This is a genomic window from Trichocoleus sp. FACHB-591, assembly GCF_014695845.1.
Taxonomy (GTDB): Bacteria; Cyanobacteriota; Cyanobacteriia; order FACHB-46; family FACHB-46; genus Trichocoleus.
Genome location: NZ_JACJPA010000087.1, coordinates 40,297 through 64,361 on the forward strand (window position 1 = coordinate 40,297; position 24,065 = coordinate 64,361).

19 protein-coding genes are annotated in these 24,065 nt (G+C 49.0%); 10 read left to right on the forward strand and 9 right to left on the reverse strand.

What is annotated here, in order from left to right; genetic code table 11:
• Nucleotides 1-127: 127 nt before the first annotated feature.
• Nucleotides 128-739 carry a CPP1-like family protein gene (locus tag H6F90_RS15830; RefSeq protein WP_190553359.1) on the forward strand — a complete coding sequence of 204 codons (612 nt, stop codon included), beginning with the start codon at nucleotides 128-130 and terminating at the stop codon, nucleotides 737-739.
• Here H6F90_RS15830 and H6F90_RS15835 read toward each other — a convergent pair.
• Nucleotides 736-1,449 (reverse strand): HAD family hydrolase, encoded by a 714-nt coding sequence (locus H6F90_RS15835; protein ID WP_190553360.1) that lies wholly within the window; start codon nucleotides 1,447-1,449, stop codon nucleotides 736-738. The genes H6F90_RS15830 and H6F90_RS15835 overlap by 4 nt on opposite strands.
• Before the next feature lie 104 nt (nucleotides 1,450-1,553).
• On the reverse strand, nucleotides 1,554-2,630 hold the full coding sequence (hppD, locus tag H6F90_RS15840; RefSeq protein ID WP_190553361.1) for a 4-hydroxyphenylpyruvate dioxygenase: 1,077 nt from the start codon (nucleotides 2,628-2,630) through the stop codon (nucleotides 1,554-1,556).
• A 258-nt stretch (nucleotides 2,631-2,888) separates the two neighbouring features.
• Between hppD and H6F90_RS15845 the strand changes: the two genes are divergently transcribed.
• Nucleotides 2,889-3,743 (forward strand): RodZ domain-containing protein, encoded by an 855-nt coding sequence (locus H6F90_RS15845; RefSeq protein ID WP_190553362.1) that lies wholly within the window; start codon nucleotides 2,889-2,891, stop codon nucleotides 3,741-3,743.
• Between the two features lie 7 nt (nucleotides 3,744-3,750).
• On the opposite strand, the gene H6F90_RS15850 is transcribed toward H6F90_RS15845, so the two are convergent.
• Nucleotides 3,751-4,542, reverse strand: coding sequence for a hypothetical protein (locus H6F90_RS15850; protein ID WP_190553363.1), 792 nt, complete (start codon nucleotides 4,540-4,542; stop codon nucleotides 3,751-3,753).
• Nucleotides 4,543-4,739: 197 nt separating this feature from the next.
• On the opposite strand from H6F90_RS15850, the gene H6F90_RS15855 reads away from it, so the two are divergent.
• Together H6F90_RS15855 and H6F90_RS15860 are read left to right on the forward strand one after the other, a co-directional pair.
• Nucleotides 4,740-6,248 carry a UbiD family decarboxylase gene (locus H6F90_RS15855; RefSeq protein WP_190553364.1) on the forward strand — a complete coding sequence of 503 codons (1,509 nt, stop codon included), beginning with the start codon at nucleotides 4,740-4,742 and terminating at the stop codon, nucleotides 6,246-6,248.
• A 46-nt stretch (nucleotides 6,249-6,294) separates the two neighbouring features.
• The gene (locus tag H6F90_RS15860) at nucleotides 6,295-7,443 is read left to right on the forward strand and encodes a hypothetical protein (RefSeq protein WP_190553365.1); all 1,149 of its coding nucleotides are present in this window, start codon (nucleotides 6,295-6,297) and stop codon (nucleotides 7,441-7,443) included.
• A 357-nt stretch (nucleotides 7,444-7,800) separates the two neighbouring features.
• On the opposite strand, the gene H6F90_RS15865 is transcribed toward H6F90_RS15860, so the two are convergent.
• The 3 genes from H6F90_RS15865 to miaA all read right to left on the reverse strand — a co-directional run bounded on the left by H6F90_RS15865 (nucleotide 7,801) and on the right by miaA (nucleotide 10,619).
• The gene (locus H6F90_RS15865; protein WP_190440972.1) at nucleotides 7,801-8,577 is read right to left on the reverse strand and encodes a carbonic anhydrase; all 777 of its coding nucleotides are present in this window, start codon (nucleotides 8,575-8,577) and stop codon (nucleotides 7,801-7,803) included.
• Between the two features lie 167 nt (nucleotides 8,578-8,744).
• Nucleotides 8,745-9,422: a DUF1294 domain-containing protein gene (locus H6F90_RS15870; protein ID WP_190553366.1), complete on the reverse strand. Its 678-nt coding sequence runs from the start codon at nucleotides 9,420-9,422 to the stop codon at nucleotides 8,745-8,747.
• A 237-nt stretch (nucleotides 9,423-9,659) separates the two neighbouring features.
• Nucleotides 9,660-10,619 carry a tRNA (adenosine(37)-N6)-dimethylallyltransferase MiaA gene (gene miaA, locus H6F90_RS15875; RefSeq protein WP_370588026.1) on the reverse strand — a complete coding sequence of 320 codons (960 nt, stop codon included), beginning with the start codon at nucleotides 10,617-10,619 and terminating at the stop codon, nucleotides 9,660-9,662.
• Between the two features lie 119 nt (nucleotides 10,620-10,738).
• On the opposite strand from miaA, the gene gyrB reads away from it, so the two are divergent.
• Nucleotides 10,739-12,679 (forward strand): DNA topoisomerase (ATP-hydrolyzing) subunit B, encoded by a 1,941-nt coding sequence (gyrB, locus tag H6F90_RS15880; protein ID WP_190553367.1) that lies wholly within the window; start codon nucleotides 10,739-10,741, stop codon nucleotides 12,677-12,679.
• Nucleotides 12,680-12,989: 310 nt separating this feature from the next.
• On the opposite strand, the gene H6F90_RS15885 is transcribed toward gyrB, so the two are convergent.
• From H6F90_RS15885 to H6F90_RS15895, 3 genes are all read right to left on the reverse strand, one after another.
• Entirely contained in the window at nucleotides 12,990-13,265 is a 276-nt protein-coding gene (locus H6F90_RS15885; protein WP_190440964.1) for a GlsB/YeaQ/YmgE family stress response membrane protein, read from the reverse strand.
• Between the two features lie 205 nt (nucleotides 13,266-13,470).
• Nucleotides 13,471-13,914, reverse strand: coding sequence for a secondary thiamine-phosphate synthase enzyme YjbQ (locus H6F90_RS15890; RefSeq protein WP_190553368.1), 444 nt, complete (start codon nucleotides 13,912-13,914; stop codon nucleotides 13,471-13,473).
• 165 nt (nucleotides 13,915-14,079) lie between these two features.
• A complete protein-coding gene (locus tag H6F90_RS15895) occupies nucleotides 14,080-15,246 on the reverse strand; it encodes a pyridoxal phosphate-dependent aminotransferase (protein ID WP_190553369.1) in 1,167 nt (388 codons plus the stop codon).
• Between the two features lie 318 nt (nucleotides 15,247-15,564).
• Between H6F90_RS15895 and treZ the strand changes: the two genes are divergently transcribed.
• The 5 genes from treZ to H6F90_RS15920 all read left to right on the forward strand — a co-directional run bounded on the left by treZ (nucleotide 15,565) and on the right by H6F90_RS15920 (nucleotide 24,049).
• Complete coding sequence (treZ, locus tag H6F90_RS15900) at nucleotides 15,565-17,382, forward strand: malto-oligosyltrehalose trehalohydrolase (protein WP_190553370.1); 1,818 nt, start codon at nucleotides 15,565-15,567, stop codon at nucleotides 17,380-17,382.
• A 94-nt stretch (nucleotides 17,383-17,476) separates the two neighbouring features.
• Nucleotides 17,477-20,266, forward strand: a complete 2,790-nt coding sequence (gene treY / locus H6F90_RS15905; protein WP_190553371.1) for a malto-oligosyltrehalose synthase — start codon at nucleotides 17,477-17,479, stop codon at nucleotides 20,264-20,266.
• A gap of 465 nt (nucleotides 20,267-20,731) precedes the next feature.
• A complete protein-coding gene (locus H6F90_RS15910; protein WP_190553372.1) occupies nucleotides 20,732-21,475 on the forward strand; it encodes a heme oxygenase (biliverdin-producing) in 744 nt (247 codons plus the stop codon).
• A 258-nt stretch (nucleotides 21,476-21,733) separates the two neighbouring features.
• Complete coding sequence (cobW, locus tag H6F90_RS15915; protein WP_190440948.1) at nucleotides 21,734-22,804, forward strand: cobalamin biosynthesis protein CobW; 1,071 nt, start codon at nucleotides 21,734-21,736, stop codon at nucleotides 22,802-22,804.
• Nucleotides 22,805-22,876: 72 nt separating this feature from the next.
• Nucleotides 22,877-24,049, forward strand: a complete 1,173-nt coding sequence (locus tag H6F90_RS15920; protein ID WP_370588027.1) for a hypothetical protein — start codon at nucleotides 22,877-22,879, stop codon at nucleotides 24,047-24,049.
• The last annotated feature ends 16 nt before the right edge of the window (nucleotides 24,050-24,065 follow it).

Genomic DNA, 24,065 nt, shown 5'->3' on the forward strand with positions numbered 1-24,065 from the left:
ATTGGCGGTTACACTTGTTTCTAGAAGTTCCGACGGGGGCGATCGAGGCTTGCACTGGCTGCTCGCTAATTTTATTTTTCCTGTTGCCGATCATAATTGAGTATAGTGGGGGTCTCGGAGGTTTGAGATGAGTGATCACAATCCCTACGAAACGCTTGGGTTGAATGAGAGCGCTTCGTTTGATGAAATCCAAGATGCTCGTAATCGCTTGGTAGAAGAGCATGCTAGCGATCGCAAGCGAGTAGAAATGATTGAGGCATCCTATGATGCGATTTTGATGGATCGCCTACGGATGCGCCAAGAGGGTCGGATCAAGGTGCCCGATCGGATTCGGTTTCCTGAGAAGATTACGCCTGCTCCTCCTGCGGTAGCGCCTGCGCCTGCTTCCAAAGCGCCAGCCTGGTTACAGAATCTTCTAGTTTTAGATACTCCTAGCCGCTCGGATGTGCTCTGGCCTGCCACTTTGTTTGCGGGTTTGGGTGCGTTGAGTTTGTACGCTCCTGGTTTGGCCTTAGCTCTAGGTGTTGGGGTAAGTTTGTACTTCCTGAACCGCAAGGAGCACAAGTTTTTTCGGGTCTTCTTGCTGACGTTGGTTGGTTCTACTTTAGGGATTGTTATAGGTCTACAGCTATTTCCTTTCCTGGCAGCGCCACTGGCTGCACTCAGCATTGATAGCAATGCTTTTGCGTCTTGGGTTACTTTGTTGCTGCTCTGGCTGATTAGTAGCTTTTTGCGTTAGGCAATGTTCATTTGCCCCGTTTGTTGCCAAAACTGATCAAGCATCACTTCTACAGCTTCACTCAGGTTGTTGACAATCAAGGTGGGCTGATATAGCTCAAGCTGGGCGCGATCGCGGATGCCACTCAGGACAGCAATCACCTTGACTCCATAGGTCTGAGCCGCCACAATATCTGCTTCAGTATCGCCGACCATCCAGGTTTCGCTAGCGGGGGGTAACTCCTGGATCGCTTGGGCCATAAGTAGTGGCTTTTCTTTGACATCGCTGTTCTTGATGTAGTTGTCGCTGAGGCAGTAGCAGCGATCAGTAGGAAAGAATCGCTCTAAGTCATAGCGCTGAAAGACATACTTCAGCTCCCAGGTGCGGCGCATGGTCATGATGGCAATGTCAGCGCCTGCTTGTTGAACGCGCTCCAAGGCAGCAACGGAACCGGGGATCAAGCTGTCATAAGCTAAGTAAGGCAAAGTATGAATGGTGGTACGACGCAACCTAGCAAACTCGACGGCTTGGACTGCGTCTAACCCGGAGCGTAAACCAATTTGTGGTTCGGGGACGCGCGATCGCTTGAGCCGCCAAAATTCTGCTTTGGAAAGTGTCTGAACTGTTTGTCCAGAGCGTTTTGCCTGATTTAAGCAATATTGATAAACGAGGTAGTACCGATCGGAAACATCCATGATCGGACCGTCGAAGTCGGTAATGAGCCTTAGCATTGGCGAAGGTGAAAAGATTCTATTAACTTTTTGTATACAGTACTGCAAACCTCATCACCTGCCTACGGCTGCCTAGGAAGGTCTCCCTAAGGAACGATTTAAGGCTAAGAGAGGCGTTTCAACTGTTCCCGCTCTACCGCTTCAAATAAGGCACGAAAATTGCCTTCGCCAAACCCCTGAGCTTGTTGTACTTGGCCGTTCCGGCTGTAAACCTGTCGCTCAATCAGCTCAAAAAAGAAAGTGGGTTGCCTAAAAATCGGTTGGGTAAAAGTTTGTAGCAGTAGAGCCGGAGAGACTTCCGATTGCCAATCCACTAGAATTTGCTGCCTAGTAATCGCTTGCCAATCCGTGGCAGCTAGATCAAATCCGGGACGCTGCTGGAGCTGGGTATAGTAAGTTTTGGGCACTGACAGCAGGGATAGCTCCCTTTGTCGCAGTTGGGCGATCGCCGCCACAATATCATCGGTTTGCAAAGCAATGTGTTGGATGCCAGGGCCACGATTCAGGTCAAGAAACTCTTGAATTTGTGAACTGGCAGAGGTGGGTTCATTAATCGGCAGTTGTGCTCCCCCCTCCGGGTGCACCAATACTTGGCTGCGTAATCCGGAATACTCGGTTTGGATGGCGAATTGCTGTTGGGGTTGGAATCCTAAAACTCTTTCATACCAAGCGATCGCGGGTTCTAGCTCACCCAAGCCTACGTTCAAAACAGCGTGATCAATTTGGGTAAAAGTTAAAGTGACTGGCTCACAGTTTCCCGATTCATTTCCTAGCGGCAATAGCGGAGTTAAACCAGATCGCTGCAACAAGGTGTGTTTCAGACTGCCCCAAGCCGCAATTTGGCTCCACTGAAGACAACCTTGTGTTTGTTGCTGCTGTTGCACAGGTTCTAGTACTTGAGCACCCTGGGCGATCGCCCGTGACATGACCTCCGCCAAATCCTGAACCAGAAAGGCGACATCCACGACACCAGGAGGATGCTGCTGTAAAAATTGAGCTACGGGGCTAGTGTCACTCAGGGGAGAAGACAGCACAAAGTAAATCGAACCATGCTGTACCACTTCTGTAAGGGTGTCTGACTGAGCGATCGCAGCTACAGATTGAAATCCTAACTTTTGTTCAAACCAGTCCCGTGAGGCTGTAGCATCTTCCACGTAAAAATGGACATGATCGATTTTCATAAACCTGAAATCCCAGTCCCCAAGCTTGCCTGTAAATTCTCCCTTTGTTTACAGAAATCAGCGTTCTCTCTCAAGAAATAATTCTGTTTGTTGTTTGGGCTAAGACTGGTTTGGGCCAAATACAGTCAAATCCAGTGAGGCCTTAGCAGTTGTGTTTCCTTTAATCCCTCAGACTGGTATCCTGCTGGAGAAAGGTCAGTGATGAGTCGCTCGAATTCTCGATTACCAGCAGTGTGTAGTCCTGGGTAGGAAAATCCGGTGAATCCTTTAGATCCAAATCAGGTTGAAAAGCTGCAAGCCATTAGCACCCAGTTGCGCCAAGCGCGGGAAGCCCAGGGGATTACCCTAGAACAAGTGGCGGCTAAAACTTATATCCCTTTGCGGCTGCTACGGGCATTAGATGCAGGTGAGACGGATCTGTTGCCCGAACCTGTGTTTATTCAAGGATTTATTCGTCGCTATGGCGATCTAGTCGGTTTAGATGGTACCGCTTTAGCTCAGACCTTCCCTTTAGAAGCCGCTCCCCCACCGCCGCCAGAAGTTTCGGAACCAGAGCCTCAGACAAAACTATCTGGACAATCTGTGCTCTCTAGGCTGGAAAAGCTGCCCCGCTCCACAGTTTTGGCAGGAAGTGCGGGGTTAGCGATCGCAGTGCTAGTCCTGGGTGCAATCTCGCTGCTGAACCGACCCAAACCCGCGACACCCAATTTGCCAGCGCAGAAACCAGGACAAGTCCAAAGTCAAAAGCTAGGGCAAAAACCGGAGCAAAAGCCAGCAGCCTTGCAGTCAGCCAAAAAAGCAATTCAGCCTGCAACAGCGGCTAAGTCACCCACAACTCCTCGCACTGCTGCACCCATTGAAGCGGCTGTGAACCTAACCCAGGATTCCTGGGTGGAAGTGACTGTGGATGGCAAAATAGCCTTTGAGGGCACTTTACCCCAAGGGACTCAGAAAACTTGGACTGCTCAAAAACAATTCACCTTGCTAGCGGGAAATGCTGGGGGAGTGGTCCTGACAATGAATCGCGGCCCCGCTCAGCCATTGGGCAAAGTGGGTGAAGTCAAGCAGGTAACAGTTACGCCCAGTTCTCTAGCTGAACCGACACGGCTTTAAGGTGAGATTAAACCTTGATCGCTAAGGCTTGATCGGCACAGGTAGCTTTGTAGGTACCCGCTACGTATTGATCAAGATGTCGGAAGATAGCCACCGGAGGCACAACTCGACAGGTAAAGAACTCAACGGCGACCCGACCATCTGGGAAGCTTGCCACTTTAGGTATTAGATCTTTGGGAGCTGCCTTACGCCACTGCCATTTGATCTGAAGCGGAATCGTATTGATCAGATGGTGATGGCTCCATTCACAGTATTTTCCGAGGACGCCAAACTCTTGGAGTTCTCGTCTGAGGATGGAAGCCACTAGATAAGACGAAGGCGAGCGATCGCCCTCCACGGCCTCCATAAAATCTACTAGAGCACCGCTAGGTTGAGGTGGCTGAGCGCGATCGCCACTAGCGGCCAAAGCTTGTTCTAGTTGGGCGGTCGTACTAAACTCCTCTGGCAAAGCCCAAATCGACCCAGCTCCCCCTTCTGGGACTCGATACAGATAACCAGCTAAGCGAAAGTTTGGTTTTAGCTTTAATCCTGGCAGCTTTAGCAAGGTTGAGCCTGGATTGACAGCGCTCACAAACCAATGCCCCTCTGTATTGGGTGAAGGGGTTTCTTCTTCAGGAAGACTGGCAAACTTAAACAAATCGCCCAGCGCGTCTAGAGACTCTGGCTCTGGCGGTTCCTCGCTGGTATCAAACAAAGTTTGAGGCTTGGGGTAGTTCTCTGATTCTGGAAGTGCCAGGTTACTTTTGATGTACTGCCTGACTTTCTGTACGGCTTCGAGCGGAAGTTTTTGAATGGTCATAACGAACGTCGCACTTGCCAGAGGGGAACCTAAAGCGCTCAATCAGGCGCACGAATCTGGCACTATGCTACCCATCACGCAGTCTGGCACGGCATTAGAGAGACATAATTTATCATTAAACGCTCAATTCCCTCTCTCGGCGAATAGTAGCCAGGTTTCGCCGCATAATGAGAGAGGACGGTTTACACATCTTAATCATGGCGCGAGACCTGCGGGGATTCTTAAAACAGTTAGAGCAGCGAGGGCAACTCAAACGCATTTCTGCCCTGGTTGACCCAGACCTAGAAATTGCTGAAATTTCTAACCGAATGTTGCAGCAAGGCGGGCCAGCCCTACTGTTTGAGAACGTCAAAGGTTCTCCTTATTCGGTCGCTGTCAACACAATGGGGACGGTGGAGCGCATCTGCTGGGCCATGAACATGGAGCAACCTGAGGAACTAGAAGCTTTGGGTAAAAAGCTCAGTATGTTGCAACAACCCAAGCCGCCCAAGAAGATTGCTCAAGCGGTGGAGTTTGGCAAAGTTCTGTTTGATGTGCTGCGGGCCAAACCAGGGCGAGATTTGTTTCCGCCTTGTCAGCAAGTGGTGCTCCACGAAGATGAATTAGACCTCAACCAAATCCCGATGATTCGCCCCTATTGTGGGGATGCAGGCAAGATCATCACGCTGGGCTTGGTGATTACCAAAGACTGCGAAACGGGGACTCCCAATGTCGGCGTGTATCGGCTGCAACTGCAATCGAATAAAACGATGACGGTGCATTGGCTGTCGGTCCGGGGTGGGGCGCGGCACTTACGCAAAGCCGCAGAGCGAGGCAAAAAGCTGGAAGTGGCGATCGCCCTAGGTGTCGATCCACTCATCATCATGGCAGCAGCTACGCCAATCCCAGTAGACCTGTCAGAATGGCTGTTTGCAGGGTTGTATGGCGGCTCTGGGGTGAATCTGGCGAAGTGTAAAACTGTTGATCTCGAAGTTCCGGCAGATTCTGAATTTGTCTTAGAAGGCACGATTACCCCTGGCGAAATGCTGCCGGATGGGCCTTTTGGGGATCACATGGGGTATTACGGCGGGGTGGAAGATTCCCCCCTAGTTCGCTTCCACTGTGTCACCCAGCGTAAAGACCCGATCTACCTCACCACGTTTAGTGGTCGCCCACCCAAAGAAGAAGCAATGATGGCGATCGCGTTGAACCGGATTTACACCCCGATTCTGCGACAACAAGTTTCTGAAATTGTCGATTTCTTCTTGCCGATGGAAGCCCTCAGCTACAAAGCGGCGATCATTTCCATTGACAAAGCCTACCCAGGTCAGGCGCGGCGGGCAGCATTGGCGTTTTGGAGTGCGCTCCCCCAGTTCACCTACACCAAATTTGTGATTGTGGTGGACAAGAGCATCAATATTCGTGATCCGCGCCAAGTGGTTTGGGCGATTACTTCTAAAGTTGATCCGGTGCGGGATGTGTTTATCTTGCCGGAAACGCCTTTCGATACGCTCGATTTTGCTAGCGAAAAGATTGGGCTTGGGGGCCGTATGGGCATTGATGCCACAACCAAGATCCCGCCAGAAACCAATCACGAATGGGGCGCAGCGTTGGAGTCTGACCCAGATACCGCAGCCATGGTCGATCGCCGTTGGGCAGAATATGGTCTCGCAAATTTGCAATTGGGCGAGGTGAATCCGAACTTGTTCGGTTACGATATGCGCTAGCTACTCTCTATTCGGTCTAGATTTGCGATCGCTGAGACCCCTGAGCATGGATTGGAAAACATTGCTGAGATCCCAACAGGCTGACTTTATTAAGCGGTTCAAGTCTGGGACAGAAAATCTGCTATTTTGCGAGGTCGAAAATCAGTTTAGTGAATTAGCGTTTGTCAGTAGTCAAAAGCTTAAGCAACTCCGAGATGCCTCCTGGCTGTTGGCTGAGCGTTATAAAAACACCGCTCCAGTACACGATGTTTTTATTAAGCATTTAACGGGGAAGCTGGGTGAATCTGTCATTAAAAGACAGTTGAGTAATTTAGTCGCGAAAGGTAGCTATCGCGATATCACAGGTAATGATACGAGTGAGGCTTTTGATGCTCGGCAATGGAAGCTATTTATTACTTATATTCGCAGTTATCAATATCTCAGCCGTTATTTGACGGGGGATTTATTTCCCATTGGGTATTTGCGTTTAGCCGCCAATCCAGCAATTAGTATTCAGGTCAAAGCTTGCCACACCAAAGCCAACAAAATTCAGTGGGTGGTTAGTAAAGCCGAAGTTGAAAAAAACTCTGTAGTAGTTTGTATTTGGATTCGGGAAGAAGTGAACGAAGCCCAACCCGAATACCATTTGTTTTTAGCGGGTTTCTTGCCCACCGGGATGGTCCAATTACAAGACGGACAAGCAGTTCTGGGTTTAGAAGACCTGCTGTATAGTGGGGGACTACGCAGTTTTATCGAGTTTATTCAAGCTCAGTCGTTACAGTTCAACTCTTCCAAAACTCAATTGGATTACACCTCGGAATCCGCTAATTCTTCACTCTCCATCCAAATTGGTTCGTGGCAATGTCCTCTATCTTGGGAACAACTAACCAGTTTAGAAGCAGCGATTCAAGAGCTAAAAGCCCAGCAACAAGAGCCTCAGATTCCTGTATTGCCTCCCCACTCATCAGCAGAACTACCTTTAGATTTAAATCAACTCTGGCAAAAAGTTCTAGGCCAGCTACGGCCTCCTAGTACTCAATCTTTGCTACGTCAGCAAAGCCGCCTCTTATCTTTTGATGGTCATCAAGCCAGAATTGGTATTAGCTCTAGTGCCTTATTTCGGGTGAATCAACGCTGGTTACCCAAGATTGAAGAAGCTTTTAATAAAACTTGCCAGCATCAAGTCAAAGTTAGTTTAGAAGTGATTGCAGAATAGTTTCTTATAAGAAAACGATCGCTTTTTCTCAGCCCTTGAAAAAAGCGATCGCAGGGACTTTTAGTTGCTTGGAAGATCAATCTTGACCTTTCTTCTAGCTTACTGAGCGAAAAAACAATCGCCCTCCTGCGGCTAGCTCATCCAGTAAGGTGAGGCGAGCGCCACCAGTAGGATCTCTACTCAAATAAGCCCGCTACTTGGGCTGAGCAATGCATTCTCCAAAAAATCAGCGATCGCCAATTCCATCAATTAGTGATGGCGAGTATGGCGATCGCAGGGGTGCTGATGATGTGGGAGCAGCGCGATTTAATGACTTTTTGGCAGGCAATCCATTAATCAGCGATTCAATATCAGCGATTAATAGGAGCCGCGATAAATCCGGTGCGCTTGCTCGCGGGGTAGCCAGCTATAAGCAGACAATTCATCTTCTGGAAAATTACGACTAGGCTTGGGCTCTGGAGGCGCAGGCTTTGATTCGGTAACCGCAAAGTTGGGCCAAGTTCTCGACGAGATTTTGCTGTGAGGCGGCAGAAATTCGTGTTCCTCCGGATCGTAAGACAAGACTTCTCCAGTTTCGATGCTGTAGACCCACCCGTGGAGGGCCAGCTTGCCTTCGTGGAGTTTAGAGTGGATCACTGGGTAGGTTTTCAGATTTTCCAGTTGGGTAATCACGTTTTCTGCGATCGCCGATTCTAAAAGTTCTTCGCCTTCGCGATCGCTGTAATGCTCTCGGAGCAGACGGCGAGTGGCTTCGGCATGCTTGAGCCATTCGTATACCAGGGGCATCTCTTCCTCTAAGCTGCTGAGCTTGAGTAAGCCTTTCATAGCTCCGCAGTGCGAGTGACCACACACAATGACCTGCTCGATTCCCAAGGCGTGAATTGCATACTCTACGGCTGCGCCCTCTCCACCATTCGCGGCCCCAAAGGGAGGAATTAAGTTACCTGCATTGCGGATAACAAACAATTCCCCCAGTTGGGCTTGAGTAATCAAATTGGGGTCAATCCGGGAATCGGAGCAAGCGATAAACAGCACTCTCGGTTTCTGACCATGTGCGAGTTGTTCAAACAGGTCTTGGTGTTGGCTGAAATATCCGGCCTGAAACTCCCGCAGACCTTTGATCAATTTCTTCATAAAGGCGGCTCGATTCCCATCATAGGTAATTAATTTTAGTTGGTTTCTGCCCCAACTCTGATTAATGTTCCTAATGAAAGGCTTTAATGAATTAGAACGCTGAGCAGTTTTAGCCAGGGAGGTGTGGTGAGGCGATCGCTCCCGTTCTCAATTGGCTTTCGAGTCAACTATTTACTGAAGCTACTACTTAAATACAAATTGACTAATGATTCACCAAAAAACCAGTATAACCAGAAACATAGATGAACCGCAGTGATGGCGCAAAAGGTAGATTGATAGGAAGCTTTAATACTTTTGTGACGCAACTTCCGCTGAGCAATGAATGCTCCCAACCATCCGCCCATCAATTCACACAGGTGTAAAGTCTTTTCCGGTATTCGCCATCGCCCTTGTTGGGCACGAGATTTGTCATCGGCATATAGAGCAAAGGTAATTCCACTCATGAGTGGGTAAAGAATTAGCGGGATTGGGTTAGCGGTTTTCAGCATGAAGTGAATCGATCCCAGTCCAGGTAGCAAAGATAACAGGGACATCTGTAAGGTCAGGGAAGAAGACCAGCGAGTTAGCTTTGGCGTCGTCTTTACCTTTGTCGTAGAAACTGAGGAAGGGGGTGATTGCTTGGGCGCTACTCCTTGAATAGAAGCATGTGAAGCACGGGCTTTTCCGTTTTGCTCAACGCTGAGCTGATAGTAAATGACATCCCCTACTTGAGGTCGGTGGCTGGGGTCTTTCAAGGCAGTGATATGTAGGAAAACCTGCTTGTCACTATCACTTGCTTGGATGAAGCCAAAGCCTCGATCATCCTTCCATGTTACTAACTGACCTTTACGCAAAACGGGTTTCATTAATTAGCAGCAAATGTATAACTGCTTGTAATGTGCCCATCTTTCAGGTGCGATCGCCACCTCAAAACTCCAGACATAAGAGAGGTAAGATGCGTGAATCTTGGGCCACGCACCAAATCTTTAAAACTCATGCGTTACGGCTGCGCCTAACACACGCTACGTTTTGGCTTGGCTTAAGTTGAGAATATTTAGTACAATTGAACTGTAGAGTTGATAGTTTTGGCTGGGCTGAGAAGGCTATGGAGCAGCGATCGCGGTTTCCGAGCTCTCCCAGAATTGCTGCACTCGCTGCCAAATCTGTTCTACCAAATCAGGGGCATCAGAATCGAACCAGGTAATGGTGGGATCAGCATGAAACCAGGTGCGTTGGCGCTTGGCAAACTGTCGAGTATGCAACACCGTTAAATCTCGCGCTGCTGAAAGTGAGATTTCTCCTGCCAAATACTGCTTGATCTCTTGGTAGCCCAGAGTATTGAGCAAAGGTAGGTCAGGGCCGTATTTATTGCACAAGGTTGCCACCTCCTCAACAAAGCCAGCGGCGAGCATTTGCTCAGTGCGTTGCTCAATCCGACGAGTTAGGCGATCGCCCTCGGCATCTAGCCCAATCTGCAAGATCGGATAACTGGGCGGATTTTCACCCTGTTGGGCGGATATGGGTTGGCCTGTGGTGTACAACACTTCTAGCGCTCGCAAAGTCCGCACTTGGTCATTGGCGTGAATTCGGGCTGCTGAAGCAGGATCAACTTGCTGTAAGAAGCTGTAGATCTGGCGCTGACCCAACGCTTGAAGCTGCAATCGCAATTCTGGTTGCGGCGGTACGCGAGGAATAATTAACCCTTGCACCACCGAGCGAATGTAGAGTCCGGTGCCACCGACAAGAAAAGGGATAGGAAGAGATCTGTGAAACTGAGCAATCAAGCCCTGGGCCTGTTCCTGGTAGTCTGCCAGGGTTAAGGTTTCAGTTGGGGCACAAACGTCTATTAAATAGTGGGGAATTTGTTGTTGCTCAGCTATGGTGGGTTTGGCGGTGCCAATGTCGAATTCCCGGTAGACTTGGCGGGAGTCAGCACTGAGGATGGCTGCGGATTCTAGGCGTTGGGCTAGGGCGATCGCCAGCCCCGATTTACCTGAGGCAGTAGGGCCACAAATCACAACTAAACTAGGTACCTGTATCGCCTTTTGATCCATCCCTACCATAAAGCTCGCTGGAAACGCCTCTAAAATCGCTTATAACCCTTTTGTGCTATAATTTTGATAGATTTTGGTGTCTTGAGGCTTGATCGAGCTTCAGACCTAATTATTGGAGCGCTTCATTCATGACAAGCAATTACGGTGCCGATCAGATTCAAGTCCTTGAGGGTCTTGAGCCAGTCCGTAAACGACCGGGTATGTATATCGGCAGTACGGGACCGCGAGGACTCCATCATTTAGTTTACGAGGTCGTTGATAATTCTGTTGATGAAGCGCTGGCAGGTTACTGTAAGCACATCCGGATTGATATTAATGCTGACGGCTCAGTCACTGTAGAAGACGATGGCCGAGGCATTCCGACCGACGTTCACCCCCGCACGGGTAAGTCGGCATTAGAGACGGTCATGACCGTACTGCACGCAGGCGGTAAGTTTGGTGGTGGTGGCTATAAGGTCTCTGGCGGCTTACATGGGGTGGGCATTTCAGTTGTGAATGCTCTGTCAGAGTGGGTAGAGGTGGTAGTTCGGCGAGACAAAAAGGTTCACACCCAGCGCTTTGAACGTGGCGTGGCAATGACAGAATTGACTGTCAAGCCTACGTCTGAAGCTCGTACCGGAACAATGGTTAGCTTTAGGCCAGATGAGACCATCTTCACGACTGGCATTGAGTTTGACTACATGACGCTCTCCGGTCGGCTTCGGGAACTGGCCTACCTGAATGCAGGTGTAGAAATTACGTTCACGGACTATCGCCTGGAACTGGTTAAAGGCAATGAACCTCGATCGGAAACCTACTTCTATGAAGGCGGCATCCGGGAATACATCAGCTACATGAACCGGGACAAGCAACCGCTGCATGAAGAGATTATCTATGTGCAAGGCGAGCGCAACAATGTGCAGGTAGAGGTTTCTCTGCAATGGTGTACCGATGCTTATACCGACAGTTTGCTAGGCTTTGCGAACAATATTCGCACCATCGACGGGGGAACTCACCTCGAAGGTCTCAAGGCGGTGCTGACTCGCACGCTAAACAACTTGGCGCGTAAGCGTAACAAGCTGAAGGATAATGACCCCAACTTGGCAGGTGAGAACATCCGGGAAGGTTTGACGGCTGTAATCTCTGTTAAGGTGCCAGACCCAGAGTTTGAGGGCCAAACCAAGACTAAGCTGGGCAACACAGAAGTCCGAGGAATTGTGGACTCTCTGGTCGGAGAAGTCCTGACTGAGTATTTAGAGTTTCGTCCGGGGGTTACGGACAGCATTTTAGAGAAGGCAATTCAGGCGTTCAACGCTGCGGAAGCGGCTCGTCGGGCTAGGGAACTCGTGCGGCGGAAGTCGGTGCTAGAGTCCTCAACGCTTCCCGGTAAGCTAGCGGATTGCAGTTCTCGTGACCCTAGCGAATCTGAAATCTTTATTGTGGAAGGGGACTCTGCGGGTGGTTCTGCCAAGCAGGGACGCGATCGCCGTTTCCAAGCGATTCTGCCGTTGCGAGGCAAGATCCTCAACATTGAGAAAACCGATGATGCCAAGATCTACAAGAACACTGAGATTCAGGCATTAATTACGGCGCTGGGTCTGGGAATTAAGGGCGAAGAATTTGATTCCTCTCAACTGCGCTACCACCGCATCGTGATTATGACGGACGCGGACGTAGATGGTGCACACATCCGGACGCTGTTACTCACCTTCTTCTACCGCTATCAGCGATCGCTCGTGGAGCAAGGGTTCATCTATATTGCTTGCCCTCCCCTCTACAAAGTGGAACGGGGCCGCAGCCACTACTACTGCTATAGCGATCGCGAGATGACTAACCTAGTACAGCATGAGTTTCCCGCGAATGCTAACTACACGATCCAGCGGTTTAAGGGTTTGGGCGAAATGATGCCGACCCAGCTTTGGGAAACCACCATGAACCCAGAAAGCCGTACCTTGAAGCGCGTGGAGATCGAAGATGCGGCTGAAGCTGACCGGATCTTTACGGTTCTGATGGGCGATCGCGTGGCACCTCGTCGGGAATTTATCGAGACCTATGGGCCAAAGCTCAACCTGATCGACTTAGATATTTAGGTAAGTATTGGTTATCTTTTGGCAGAGGCGGAGAGGCAACTCATTGGCTTACCCCTAATCATTAGTTAGAGGGATTGACTTAACCAACGACAGACGAACAGTCTGACTCAAATGGTCTAACTTGTAAGAGAACCTAAAGGTTCCAAGCTATTAATGTTCATTCTCTTGTAGCTTCTACCGTGCTTTAAGTCGATAGAAGCTACATTTCTTATAAGCCTCTAGACAACAAAAAGCCTCTGGGTTTAACAGAGGCTTTTTGCTTAGGAAGGGTTGAAAGAAATTATTTCGTTTGAAGCTTTAGCTTTACAGCTTAGTGAACACTACGACGGCTGGTAACAGCGTAGTAGATGAACAGAGCGACGATTGCACCCAAGACGGAAACGAGGATACCACCAATGCTTAGGCCAGCCGCACCCAAGGCTAACGTGCCTGTGGTCAAGAAGCTGTAGAGGGTTCCACCCAGAAAAGCACCGATAATTCCTAACAGCATGGTGCCAAGAATACCGCCACCTTGACGACCAGGGTAAATAGCTTTTGCGATAGCACCTGCAATCAAACCTAATACGATCCAAGCCAAAATATTCATTGTTATTTCCTCAAAATCAATAAACTAAATATTCAACAACCGCACAAAGTGTTCTAAATTTCGCGATGCGCGTTCTTTAATGTATATAGATTAGCGAGTTACTCAGGGTTGGAGGCACTACCGGAAGAGGGAAACCCCTTCATGCTTGAGTAATAGTCTTAAATTTTTTAAGCTCTACCCATACATAGAGTGGATTGAAGAATATTTAGGCTTCGCCCGAGATCTGGCATAAGACTGTGCGATCGCGAGGACCGTCTAACTCGAACAATAGTATTGATTGGTAAGTTCCTAAAGCTAGTTCGCCGTTGATCACTGGAATTACTTCACTCGTGCTTAGGGTTATTGCCATGAGGTGGGAGTGAGCGTTCATGGGTTCGTCTTCGGGAATGTTGGGTCTGAGGTGCAGATCATTATGTAAGTAGCGATCGCTTTCGGGTGCTAGTTTTTCAAGATATTTTTTGATGTCTTGCAGGAGTCGTTCTTCGTGTTCGTTGATGGCTAAAGCGGTGGTGGTGTGGCGGGAGAACACGAGTACCTGCCCGTTTTGAATGGAACTTGTAGCAAGTACTGTTTCTATTTGTGGGGTAATGTTGTGGATATTGATGCCTTGGCTGGTTTTTATTTCGATTAGTTTGTGGACGATTGGCATTTTTCTGGTTGGGTTTAACTGTTTTGTGGAAGACTCTTGGGGGCACTCACCCCCAAACCCCCGCTGAAGGATTTGCGTCCTCCAGACCTCCTCCAGCGGTAACCTTGGGTTGCTCAGTTTTGCTCTAGGTGTTGAGACATTTATAGAGGTAGCTATAGAGGCAGCTTAGGACAAAATGCTTTGCAAACCTTTTACTAGCCGCTCGATCCCTGCGGTGGCTGTCTCTTTTTGCAAGGCTCCATAACCTATGCGGAGGTAACATCCTTCTGTCATGCCGAAGGTGTCTCCTGGTAGGACGGCTACTCGATGTTCGCGAATGAGGCGTTCGATTAATTGCATTGCTGGTAGGTCTGTATGAACTTTGAGGAAGCAGTAGAAGGCTCCTTCTGTCGGTGCAACGGTACACAGGTGATCCAAATGCTGGAGTTCGCTGAGAACTAGGTGGCGGACTTCGGCGATCGCGTGCAAATGCTCTCGGCAGTAGGCAATTCCTGTCTGTAAGGCTCCGACAGCAGCGTACTGGGAGATGACGGGGGGACAAATCAGGATGGTGTCCTGCACCTTTTTTACAGCTACGGAAAGTGATGCTGGGATCACCATGTAGCCGATGCGCCAACTGGCAAAGCCATAAGCCTTAGAGAGGCTGAAGAGAGAAATGGTGTGGGGATCGCTGCCTGCAAAGGAACCTGGAGAGATGTGCGGCACACCGTTGTAGGTGAAGTATTCGTAAGCTTCGTCGCTGATGTGATAAATACCGCGATCGCGACAGAGCTGATTCACTGCTTGTAAAGCCGCTTTGGGGTACACGACACCTGTGGGATTGTTAGGAGAAATGGTGACGACTGCACGAGTGCGTTCTGTAATCGCTTGAGCAATCGCTTCTGGACGCAACTGGTAATTCTCATCGGTGGGCACAAAGACAGGGCGGCACCCAGCGATCGTAATCGCCATGTCGTGGTTGAAGTAGTAGGGCATTTGCAGAATGACTTCATCGCCTACGGAAGTAATGGCCAGAAGGGCGTGCATAAATGCCATATTGCTACCCGCTGTCACCACTACAGCGTTTTGCTCGTTGATCTCAATGCGATTGAAGCGATGAAGCTTAGCCGCGATCGCCTCTAGTAACGGTGGGATTCCCTCATTTGCTTTATATAAATGATTCGTTGGGTCAGCTAGAAACTGAGGTATCTGCGCGATCGCTTCCGGTGGAGGCCCATAGTAAACCACTCCTTGCCCCAAGGAAATCGTGCCAGGATATTGACGAATCAGTTCCCCCACAATTGGAATGATGGGAGACTGGACTGCCTGCATACGAGAGATCAAATTTTCCATGTGAATATGAGCGGATATGAGCAAATGTGGTGCGATCGCTGGCTTCAATTGTCTCCTAAAAACCTTTTGCAGGAGTCTAGGGGATGCAAACGTGCTTCAGTAGGGGTTTTTGCAGGTGCCTCCAAGCTTTTGGTTCTCGCTTCCAAAGTGGCAACCATCACAACTAGAAGATCTCTCTTTCGGCACTAGCCTCAATAGTTTCCCTCCCAGCACAATTCCTAGTTGAGCCAGCTTTATTCATGTTTTTATTCATCTGCGATCGCACCGCTGCTTAGAGCTGTGCGCTAGTTTTTAACGTTTTCAGGGAGGACATTGAGCGTGAGACTTGGGGCGCAATATCTAGGGAATGGTCAATGTGAATTTATCTTGTGGGCACCTACTGCCGCTACCGTCTCCTTGCAACTACTGGCTCCTAATCAACAGCAAATTGCGATGGAGCAACAGGAGAGTGGGTATTGGCGGGTAGTAGTCTCTGACGTGCAGCCAGGCACTCTTTACCAGTACCAATTAAATGACGGCGAAACTCGCCCTGATCCTGCTTCAAATCTACAGCCACAAGGTGTACATGGTCCTTCGCAAGTTGTTGAGCCCCAGTTTAATTGGAGCGATCGCAACTGGAGCGGTGTTCCTCTAGAGGCAATGATCCTCTACGAATTGCATGTCGGCACCTTTACCCAGGAAGGTACGTTTGAAGCTGCCATCTCCCGATTGCCTGACTTAAAAGATCTGGGGATCAACGCGATCGAAATCATGCCAGTGGCGCAGTTCCCAGGCGATCGCAACTGGGGTTATGACGGAGTTTATCCTTTTGCCGTCCAAGACTCTTACGGTGGACCAGAAGGCTTAAAAAAATTAGTCGATGCTTGCCATCAGCAAGGAATAGCTGTCGTGCTGGACGTGGTTTACAACCACTTTGGCCCAGAAGGGAACTATCTCAGCCACTTTGGTCCTTACTTTACGAACACCTACCGGACCCCCTGGGGCAGCGCCATTAATTTCGATGACGCCTATAGCCCTGGAGTTCGCAATTATTTCATTGAAAACACCTTGTATTGGCTGCGAGATTATCACATTGATGCCTTGCGCCTGGATGCTGTCCATGCCATCTACGACCTTGGTGCCAAGCATTTTCTCCAAGAACTAGGCGAGAATGTAGCAACTCTATCCAGGCAAGTGGGTCGCGAGCTATATCTGATTGCTGAAAGTGACCTTAACGATCCCCGTGTGATTCGTTCGGTGGAGCAGGGAGGATATGGATTGGATGCTCAGTGGAGTGATGACTTTCACCATGCTCTCCATGCCCTAGTGAGCAGCGATCGCCAAGGCTACTACCAAGACTACGGTGAATGTGAACAACTAGCCAAAGCTTATAGTGATACCTTTGTCTACGACTGGAAGTACTCACCCCATCGCCACCGCTTTCATGGCAATGTCGTCACCGATCGCCCCTGCTCCCAGTTCGTAATTTGCAGCCAAAACCACGACCAGATTGGCAACCGCATGTTGGGTGAGCGGCTCTCCCATATGATCCCCTACGAAGCGGCTAAACTGACGGCAGCTGCGGTTCTACTATCTCCTTACATTCCGTTGCTGTTTATGGGCGAGGAATATGACGAACCAGCGCCTTTTGTTTACTTCGTCAGCCACTCCGATCCTGATTTGATCAAAGCGGTACGGGAAGGCCGTAAGCAGGAATTTGCCGCTTTCCACTGCGAAGGCGAACCCGACGACCCAGAAGCTCCGGAAACTTTTAACAAGTGCAAGCTGAACTGGGAAAAGCGCCACGAAGGCAAAAACAAAACCATGTTGGATTGGTACAAACATTTGATCCAACTGCGGAAAACCGTTCCTGCCCTGACTCAGCTCAGCCGCGATCGCCTCAGTGCTACCAGTACTGAAACCTTGGTCGTGCTACGACGCTGGAGCGAAACTGAGCAAATTGCGATCTTAATGAACTTCAGCGACCAGCCTATTACTTGCCAACCAGAGATCCCAACTGCTGAGTGGCGCAAGATCCTCGACTCAGCCGATTCAAAATGGCAAGGCTCTGCTGCCTCTGCCTCCGACGCTTTAGCATCTCAGCAATCCGTGACATTGCAACCGTGGAATTGTGTGGTTTACCAAGCGATCGCTTGATGTAACTGCCTCTCCTGCTTTTGCATTGTTATCCTTCATCCCTCCTCCTTCACTTCTCCCTCATTCCCCCTGACTCAGGAGCCAAAACTTTCCTATGAGGATTCCTCGTGCTACATATCGCATCCAGTTCAACTCCGCCTTCGGTTTTGAGGATGCTCAAAAGATTGCTTCCTACCTCGCTCACTTGGGTATTTCTGACCTGTATGCTTCTCCTATTTTCAAGGCGAGGGCTGGTAGTACTCACGGCTATGATGTGGTTGATCCCAGCCAACTGAATCCAGAGTTAGGACCCCCTGATGCTTTTGAATCTCTGGTGCAGGAATTGCAATCTCATCAGATGGGTTGGTTGCAAGACATTGTGCCCAACCACATGGCCTATGACAGCGAAAACCAGTACCTGATGGACGTGCTGGAAAATGGTCCTAGTTCTGACTATGTCGAGTATTTTGATATCGCTTGGAATGCTCCCTTTGCTAATAGTGAAGATCGGATTCTTGCACCTTTGCTAGGCGATTTTTATGGGCGCTGTTTAGAAAATGGACAGATTCAGCTTGACTATGATGAAACAGGACTGAGTGTTAATTATTACAGCCTGAAACTACCACTTAAATTAGAGTCTTATGCACAATTCCTGACTCAAAATTTAGGGCAGTTAGCTAGAACTTTAGGTAGGCATAATCCTGATTTCGTTAAATTGCTTGGCATTCTTTACTTAGTCAAGAGCGTTCCTTCAGAAGTGACTGGAAAGCAGCGACAAGACCAAATTGCTTTTGTCAAAGGATTACTTTGGGAGTTATACACCAGTAATGAAGAAGTCAAAGCTTTTATTGAACAAAATATTCAGACCTTTAATGGAGAAGCAGGCAATTCAGAGAGCTTTAACCTACTAGATAGTTTGCTGTCTGACCAGTTCTTTCGGCTTTCTTTCTGGAAAGTAGGGGCGGAAGAAATTAATTACCGTCGCTTCTTTACCGTCAATGAATTAATTTCCGTTAAAGTCGAAGAACTGAAGGTTTTTAACAATACTCATAACCTTATTTTTAAGTTAGTAGAATCGGGTAAATTTACTGGATTAAGAATTGACCATATTGATGGTCTCTATAACCCAATCCAGTATTTAGAGCGTCTGCGCGAAAAAACAGGTGATACTTATATCACTGTGGAAAAAATCCTGGAAGCAGGAGAAGATTTACCCAGCAATTGGCCGATTGAGGGTACTTCTGGTTATGACTACTTGAACTATGTTAATGGCATTTTCTGTCGCGTTGATAATGAGCAGCGATTTGATGAGATCTATACGAAACTAACTCGTACTAGAGTGAGCTATGGTGAGTTGGTAAATCAAAATAAACGGCTAATTCTGGAGAAGAATTTAGCTGGGGATATTGAGAACCTAACTTATTTGCTCAAAAACATATCTAGTAAGTATCGCTACGGCAACGATTTTACGATCAATGGTTTGAAGCGGGCGCTGGCGGAAGTGTTGACCATCTTCCCGATTTACCGCACCTACATCACGCAGGAAGGCTTACCTGAGCGCGATCGCGGCTACATCACAGAGGTAATTGATCGCGCTAAAGAACGGGTCCCCCTGCTCCAGAATGAGCTGAACTTCATTGAGAAACTGCTGCTTCTAGAATATGACGACTCTCTCACTCAAGCCGAGAGAGAATACTGGCTCTACTTCGTCATGCGATTGCAGCAGTACACCGGACCTCTGATGGCTAAGGGGGTCGAGGACACTACCCTCTATGTTTACAACCGCTTGCTATCCCTCAATGAAGTCGGCGGTGACCCTAGCCACTTTGGGTTATCTCTTGACGCTTTCCATGAGTTCAATCACAAACGGCAGACCGATTGGCCTTACGCTATGAGCGCCACTGCGACTCATGACACTAAGCGTGGGGAAGATGTCCGGGCTCGGCTCAATGTTCTTTCCGAAATCCCAGATGAGTGGGAGCAGCAAGTCAGCACTTGGAGCCAAATTAATCGCTCTCAGAAGGTGCGTCGGCAGCGTGAAATCATGCCTGATGAGAATGATGAATACTTCTTTTACCAAACTGTGGTTGGGGCGTTTCCTTTTCAGGATGGTGAATTTGAGCAGTTCGTCGGGCGAGTTAAGGATTATGTGATTAAGGGCGTACGGGAGGCGAAGGTACATACGGCTTGGCTCAGACCGGATGCAGCCTACGAGAATGCCTTTGCTCAGTTTGTGGAATCAGTCTTGCAACCTGGTGGAGATAACCCGTTCCTGAAGGAGTTGCGTCCTTTCCAAGAGCGAGTGGCCTACTATGGCATGTTTAACTCTCTATCACAAACGCTACTGAAGTTGGCTTCTCCTGGTATCCCTGACATATACCAAGGCACTGAGTTTTGGGAATTGAGTTTGGTGGACCCTGATAACCGTCGGCCTGTAGATTTTGAGCAGCGTCAGGCTTGTTTAGATGACCTGAAACAGAAGATCGCGAACAATATTCCAGAGCTGATTACTGAACTGCTAGAGACGAAGGAAGATGGCAGAATTAAGCTGTTTTTGACTTTCCAAGGGCTGCAAGCTAGAGCTAAACATAGTAACCTATTTCAGGATGGCGACTATTTGCCACTTCAAGTGACTGGTAAGTTGCAAGACCATATCATTGCTTTTGCGAGAAGGCAGGGAAATGAAACGGCGATCGCGATCGCGCCTCGGTTCCTCACGAATGTGATTCAACCTGGGGAGTATCCTCTAACTCAACAAGTATGGGAGGATACGGCCATTGAGCTGCCTCAAGGTGCTCCTACTTCTTGGCACAATGCGATTACGGCACAATCGCTGCAAGCTGAGGGAAGGATACTGGTTGGGGAGGCTTTACGGCATTTTCCTGTGGCTTTGTTGTTTGGTTAGAACAGAACCAAGAAGCTTGGGGGCACCTGCCCCCAGACCCCCGCTGAGGGATGGTTGCGTCCCCCAGACCCCCTCAAAACGAACTTGAATATAAGTGTTTCGGGTCTATGGATTCTGGCTGCTAATTTTTGGCTTCTATCTCTTCCCTTTTCATCCTTCATCCTTCCTATTTCATCCCTTCTACTTCCCTGCCGTTCTGCCTGAAAGGATATGTAGCAATGGTTCAGGCTGCTTACATTTATTAATAAATGTAAGTAAAACCTGTGATGTAATGGGTTGAATTCGGGTGAATGTTGGCTTGCTGTGGCTTTTGTTGGTTCTGGCTCAATAGAGCTTCAGAATATTTAACACAAATTCTCATCAAATCGTTTTACTGTAACGATTTAGGTGGCTTTTTAGTTTTTCGTAAGGATTGCCATTCCAGCAAGCAACTTTAGTGTTGGGAAGTTTAGCAGGACATTTAGTATGACCAGTACTGTCGCTACCAATTTAGAGGGCAACGGTAATTTAGCAACAAAACTCCGTGAGGGTACTAAAAAAGCCCATACTATGGCCGAGAATGTCGGCTTTGTGAAGTGCTTTTTGAAGGGAGTGGTTGAGAAAAACTCTTACCGGAAGCTAGTCGCTAACCTCTACTTCGTTTATTCTGCGATCGAAGAAGAGATGGATCGGCTCCAGCACCACCCTATTGTTTCGAAATTTTACTTTCCTCAACTGAACCGTAAGGTCAGTCTGGAGACGGATCTTTACTACTACTACGGTCCTAACTGGCGCGAGGAAGTGGCTCCTTCGGCTGCGGCTCAAGCCTATGTGCAGCGAATTCATGAGATTGCGGCTACTGAGCCTGAGTTGCTAGCGGCGCATTCTTACACCCGTTACCTTGGCGACCTCTCGGGTGGTCAGATCCTCAAGGGCATTGCTCAACGTGCCATGAATCTTGAGAGCAATGGTACTGCGTTCTACGAATTCGAAGATATTGCGGACGAGAAGGCGTTCAAAAACACCTACCGTCAAGCGATGAATGAGTTGCCTGTGGATGAGGCGACTGCGGATCGAATTGTTGAGGAAGCCAATGCAGCTTTCGGCATGAACATGAAGTTGTTCAATGAGCTAGAAGGTAATCTGATCAAGGCGATCGGTGTGATGCTGTTCAACACGCTGACTCGTCGTCGCGGTCGTGGCAGCACCGAAATGGCTACTGCTGAATAAGCTGGCTAAGCTAGAAAGTTAGCTAAGTTTAGGGAACGATCCTCTATCTAAAATTTAGTCTCCCTGGTGAGCGAACTTGTAATCCTGGAGGCTTGGTGGTTGTAAAGCAGTCACTGAGCTTGCAGGATTATTAGCTTGAAGGCATCCTGCCTGCAGTGATAACCTGAGCAAGCGGTATTTGGATCAGCGATCGCCCTTTTCGAGCCTCCCTTTTTCGAGTCTCTTTGAACCGTTTTCAAGCCCTTTTTGAGTTTAGGCATGGCTGCAAAAATTCCTGTTACTGTCATTACTGGCTTCCTTGGCAGTGGTAAAACGACCCTGATTCGCCATGTGTTGCAAAACAACCAAGGTCGGCGAATTGCGGTGTTGGTAAATGAGTTTGGCGAGTTGGGCATTGATGGCGATTTGCTACGCTCTTGCCAAGTGTGTCCAGATGAGTCGGGTGAGGAACAGCCAGTGAGTGCGGTCAACGCCCTTAATATTGTGGAGCTGACGAATGGCTGTCTCTGCTGCACGGTGCAGGAAGAGTTTTTGCCGACGATGCTGGAGCTAATCAAACGGCGAGATGAGCTGGATTGTATTTTGATTGAAACCTCTGGTTTAGCGCTGCCTAAGCCACTGATTCAAGCGTTTCGCTGGCCCGAAATCCGCAATGCTGCGACGGTGGATGGTGTGGTGACGGTGGTGGATTGTGAAGCAGTGACTCAGGGAACGCTGGCGAGTGACTTGCAAGCCCTAGAAGCACAGCGGCAAGCTGACCCCAATCTGGATCATGAAACACCGTTGCAAGAGTTGTTTGAAGATCAACTCGCCTGTGCTGATCTGGTGGTGCTGAACAAAACGGATTTAGTCGATGCTGAGGCCCAAACTCAAGCCCTAGAACTGATTCAGCAAGAATTGCCCAGAGCGGTGAAGATTGTGGCGAGCGATCGCGGGCAACTCAGTCCAGATGTGTTACTAGGCTTCCAAGCAGCGGTGGAAGACAACCTGGAGGAGCGCCCCAGTCACCACGACACCGAGGAAGAGCATGACCATGATGACGATATCAGCTCAACTCACGTTGTTCTACACCAAAGCTTTGACCCAGACCAACTACAACGCCAACTAGAAGCTCTGGTGCAAGAGCAAGAAATTTATCGAATTAAGGGATTTGTGGCAGTACCCAACAAGCCAATGCGGTTGGTGCTGCAAGGTGTGGGTAAACGCTTTGAGCGCTTTTACGATCGCCCCTGGCAAGCCGATGAGACTCCAGAGACGCGCCTGGTATTTATTGGTCGTGCGATCGATGCTGCCAAGATTGAGTCGCAATTACTAGCTGCGGCAAACTAAATCAGCAGGAAACCAACCTGAGAGTTAAGCTGTCAGCTAGAAATAGCTAGTATCTCGTTTATTGGTTGCGCTGTGAAATTTGTTTCTATCAATCAACGCTTAAAAAAGCTACCACAGAGTTTTCTAAGCGTTGGCTCTATTTTGGGCATTGTGTTGGTTGCGGCTGTTACCTTGGCTGCAACGCCAAGTTCCTTAACTAGCTTGTTTCGTCCCACCTCAGTGGTGGTCAATTCCAGCTTTATCAGCCCCTTAGTGGAGCTATTTGGCAATGTTGCTGTGGGCAAGCGGGTGTTTGTGGCTGGCAACACCGTTTTAAGGGCCGATCCTGACACGCACATCTGCATTGGCAATGAAACGAATCTTCAAGACAATATCCTCTTCATCGCCCGTCGCCGCACTCCTGCTCCCACTAGTGCCTGTGGCCGCAGATCGAGTAGCGCTGGAAACCAAGTCAGCATTGCTCACCAAGCGAGCATTGAAAATTCCAAAATTGGCAACTTCACCTTCATCGGTTTTAATGCACGACTGCAGAACACCATCCTAGAAGATGGAGCTTTTGTGCTGCATGGGGCTAAGCTAACTAACGTGCGGATTGGCAAAAACCGTCTGGTGCCTATTGGCGCAGTCGTTACCACGCAAGCTCAAGCAGATGCTTTGCCGCTAAAAACAGCAGACAACGCCGAGTTTCAAAGAGAAGTTTTGGAAGTAAACGAAGAGTTTGCGGAGCATTATAGTGAACTCTATCGATCGCAGGGATTCGATGCCGTCACTGGTATTAGCCCCGCCCCCCGAACCTCCTGGAACCCAAAACCCGTGCGACCCACCTTAGGCCAGAACGTCCAAATCGACCAATTTGTGCGGATAGTAGGTGACGTGCGTTTGGGTCGTAATAGTGTGGTGGGCCAGCGTACCTCGATTCGAGCCGACGAAGGTTCACCAATCATCATTGGCGAGAATGCCGCGATCGAGGACCGAGTTACCTTTCACGCCCTCAAAGGCACCAGTATCCGAATTGGCAGAAACTTAAATACAGACGACAACGTTGTCTTCCACGGCCCTCTAGAAGTTGGCGATAACCTGGCGATCGCAGACGACGCAATCTTGTTTCGCTCTCAAGTCGGTAACAACGTCACGATTGGCACGGGAGCCATTGTAGTGGGAGTGACGCTGCGGGATGGGACTCAGGTACCGCCGCAAGCTGTAATCACAGCGCAGCATCAAGCAGATGCGTTGAAAACTAATTAAAACTCCTAGAATTAAG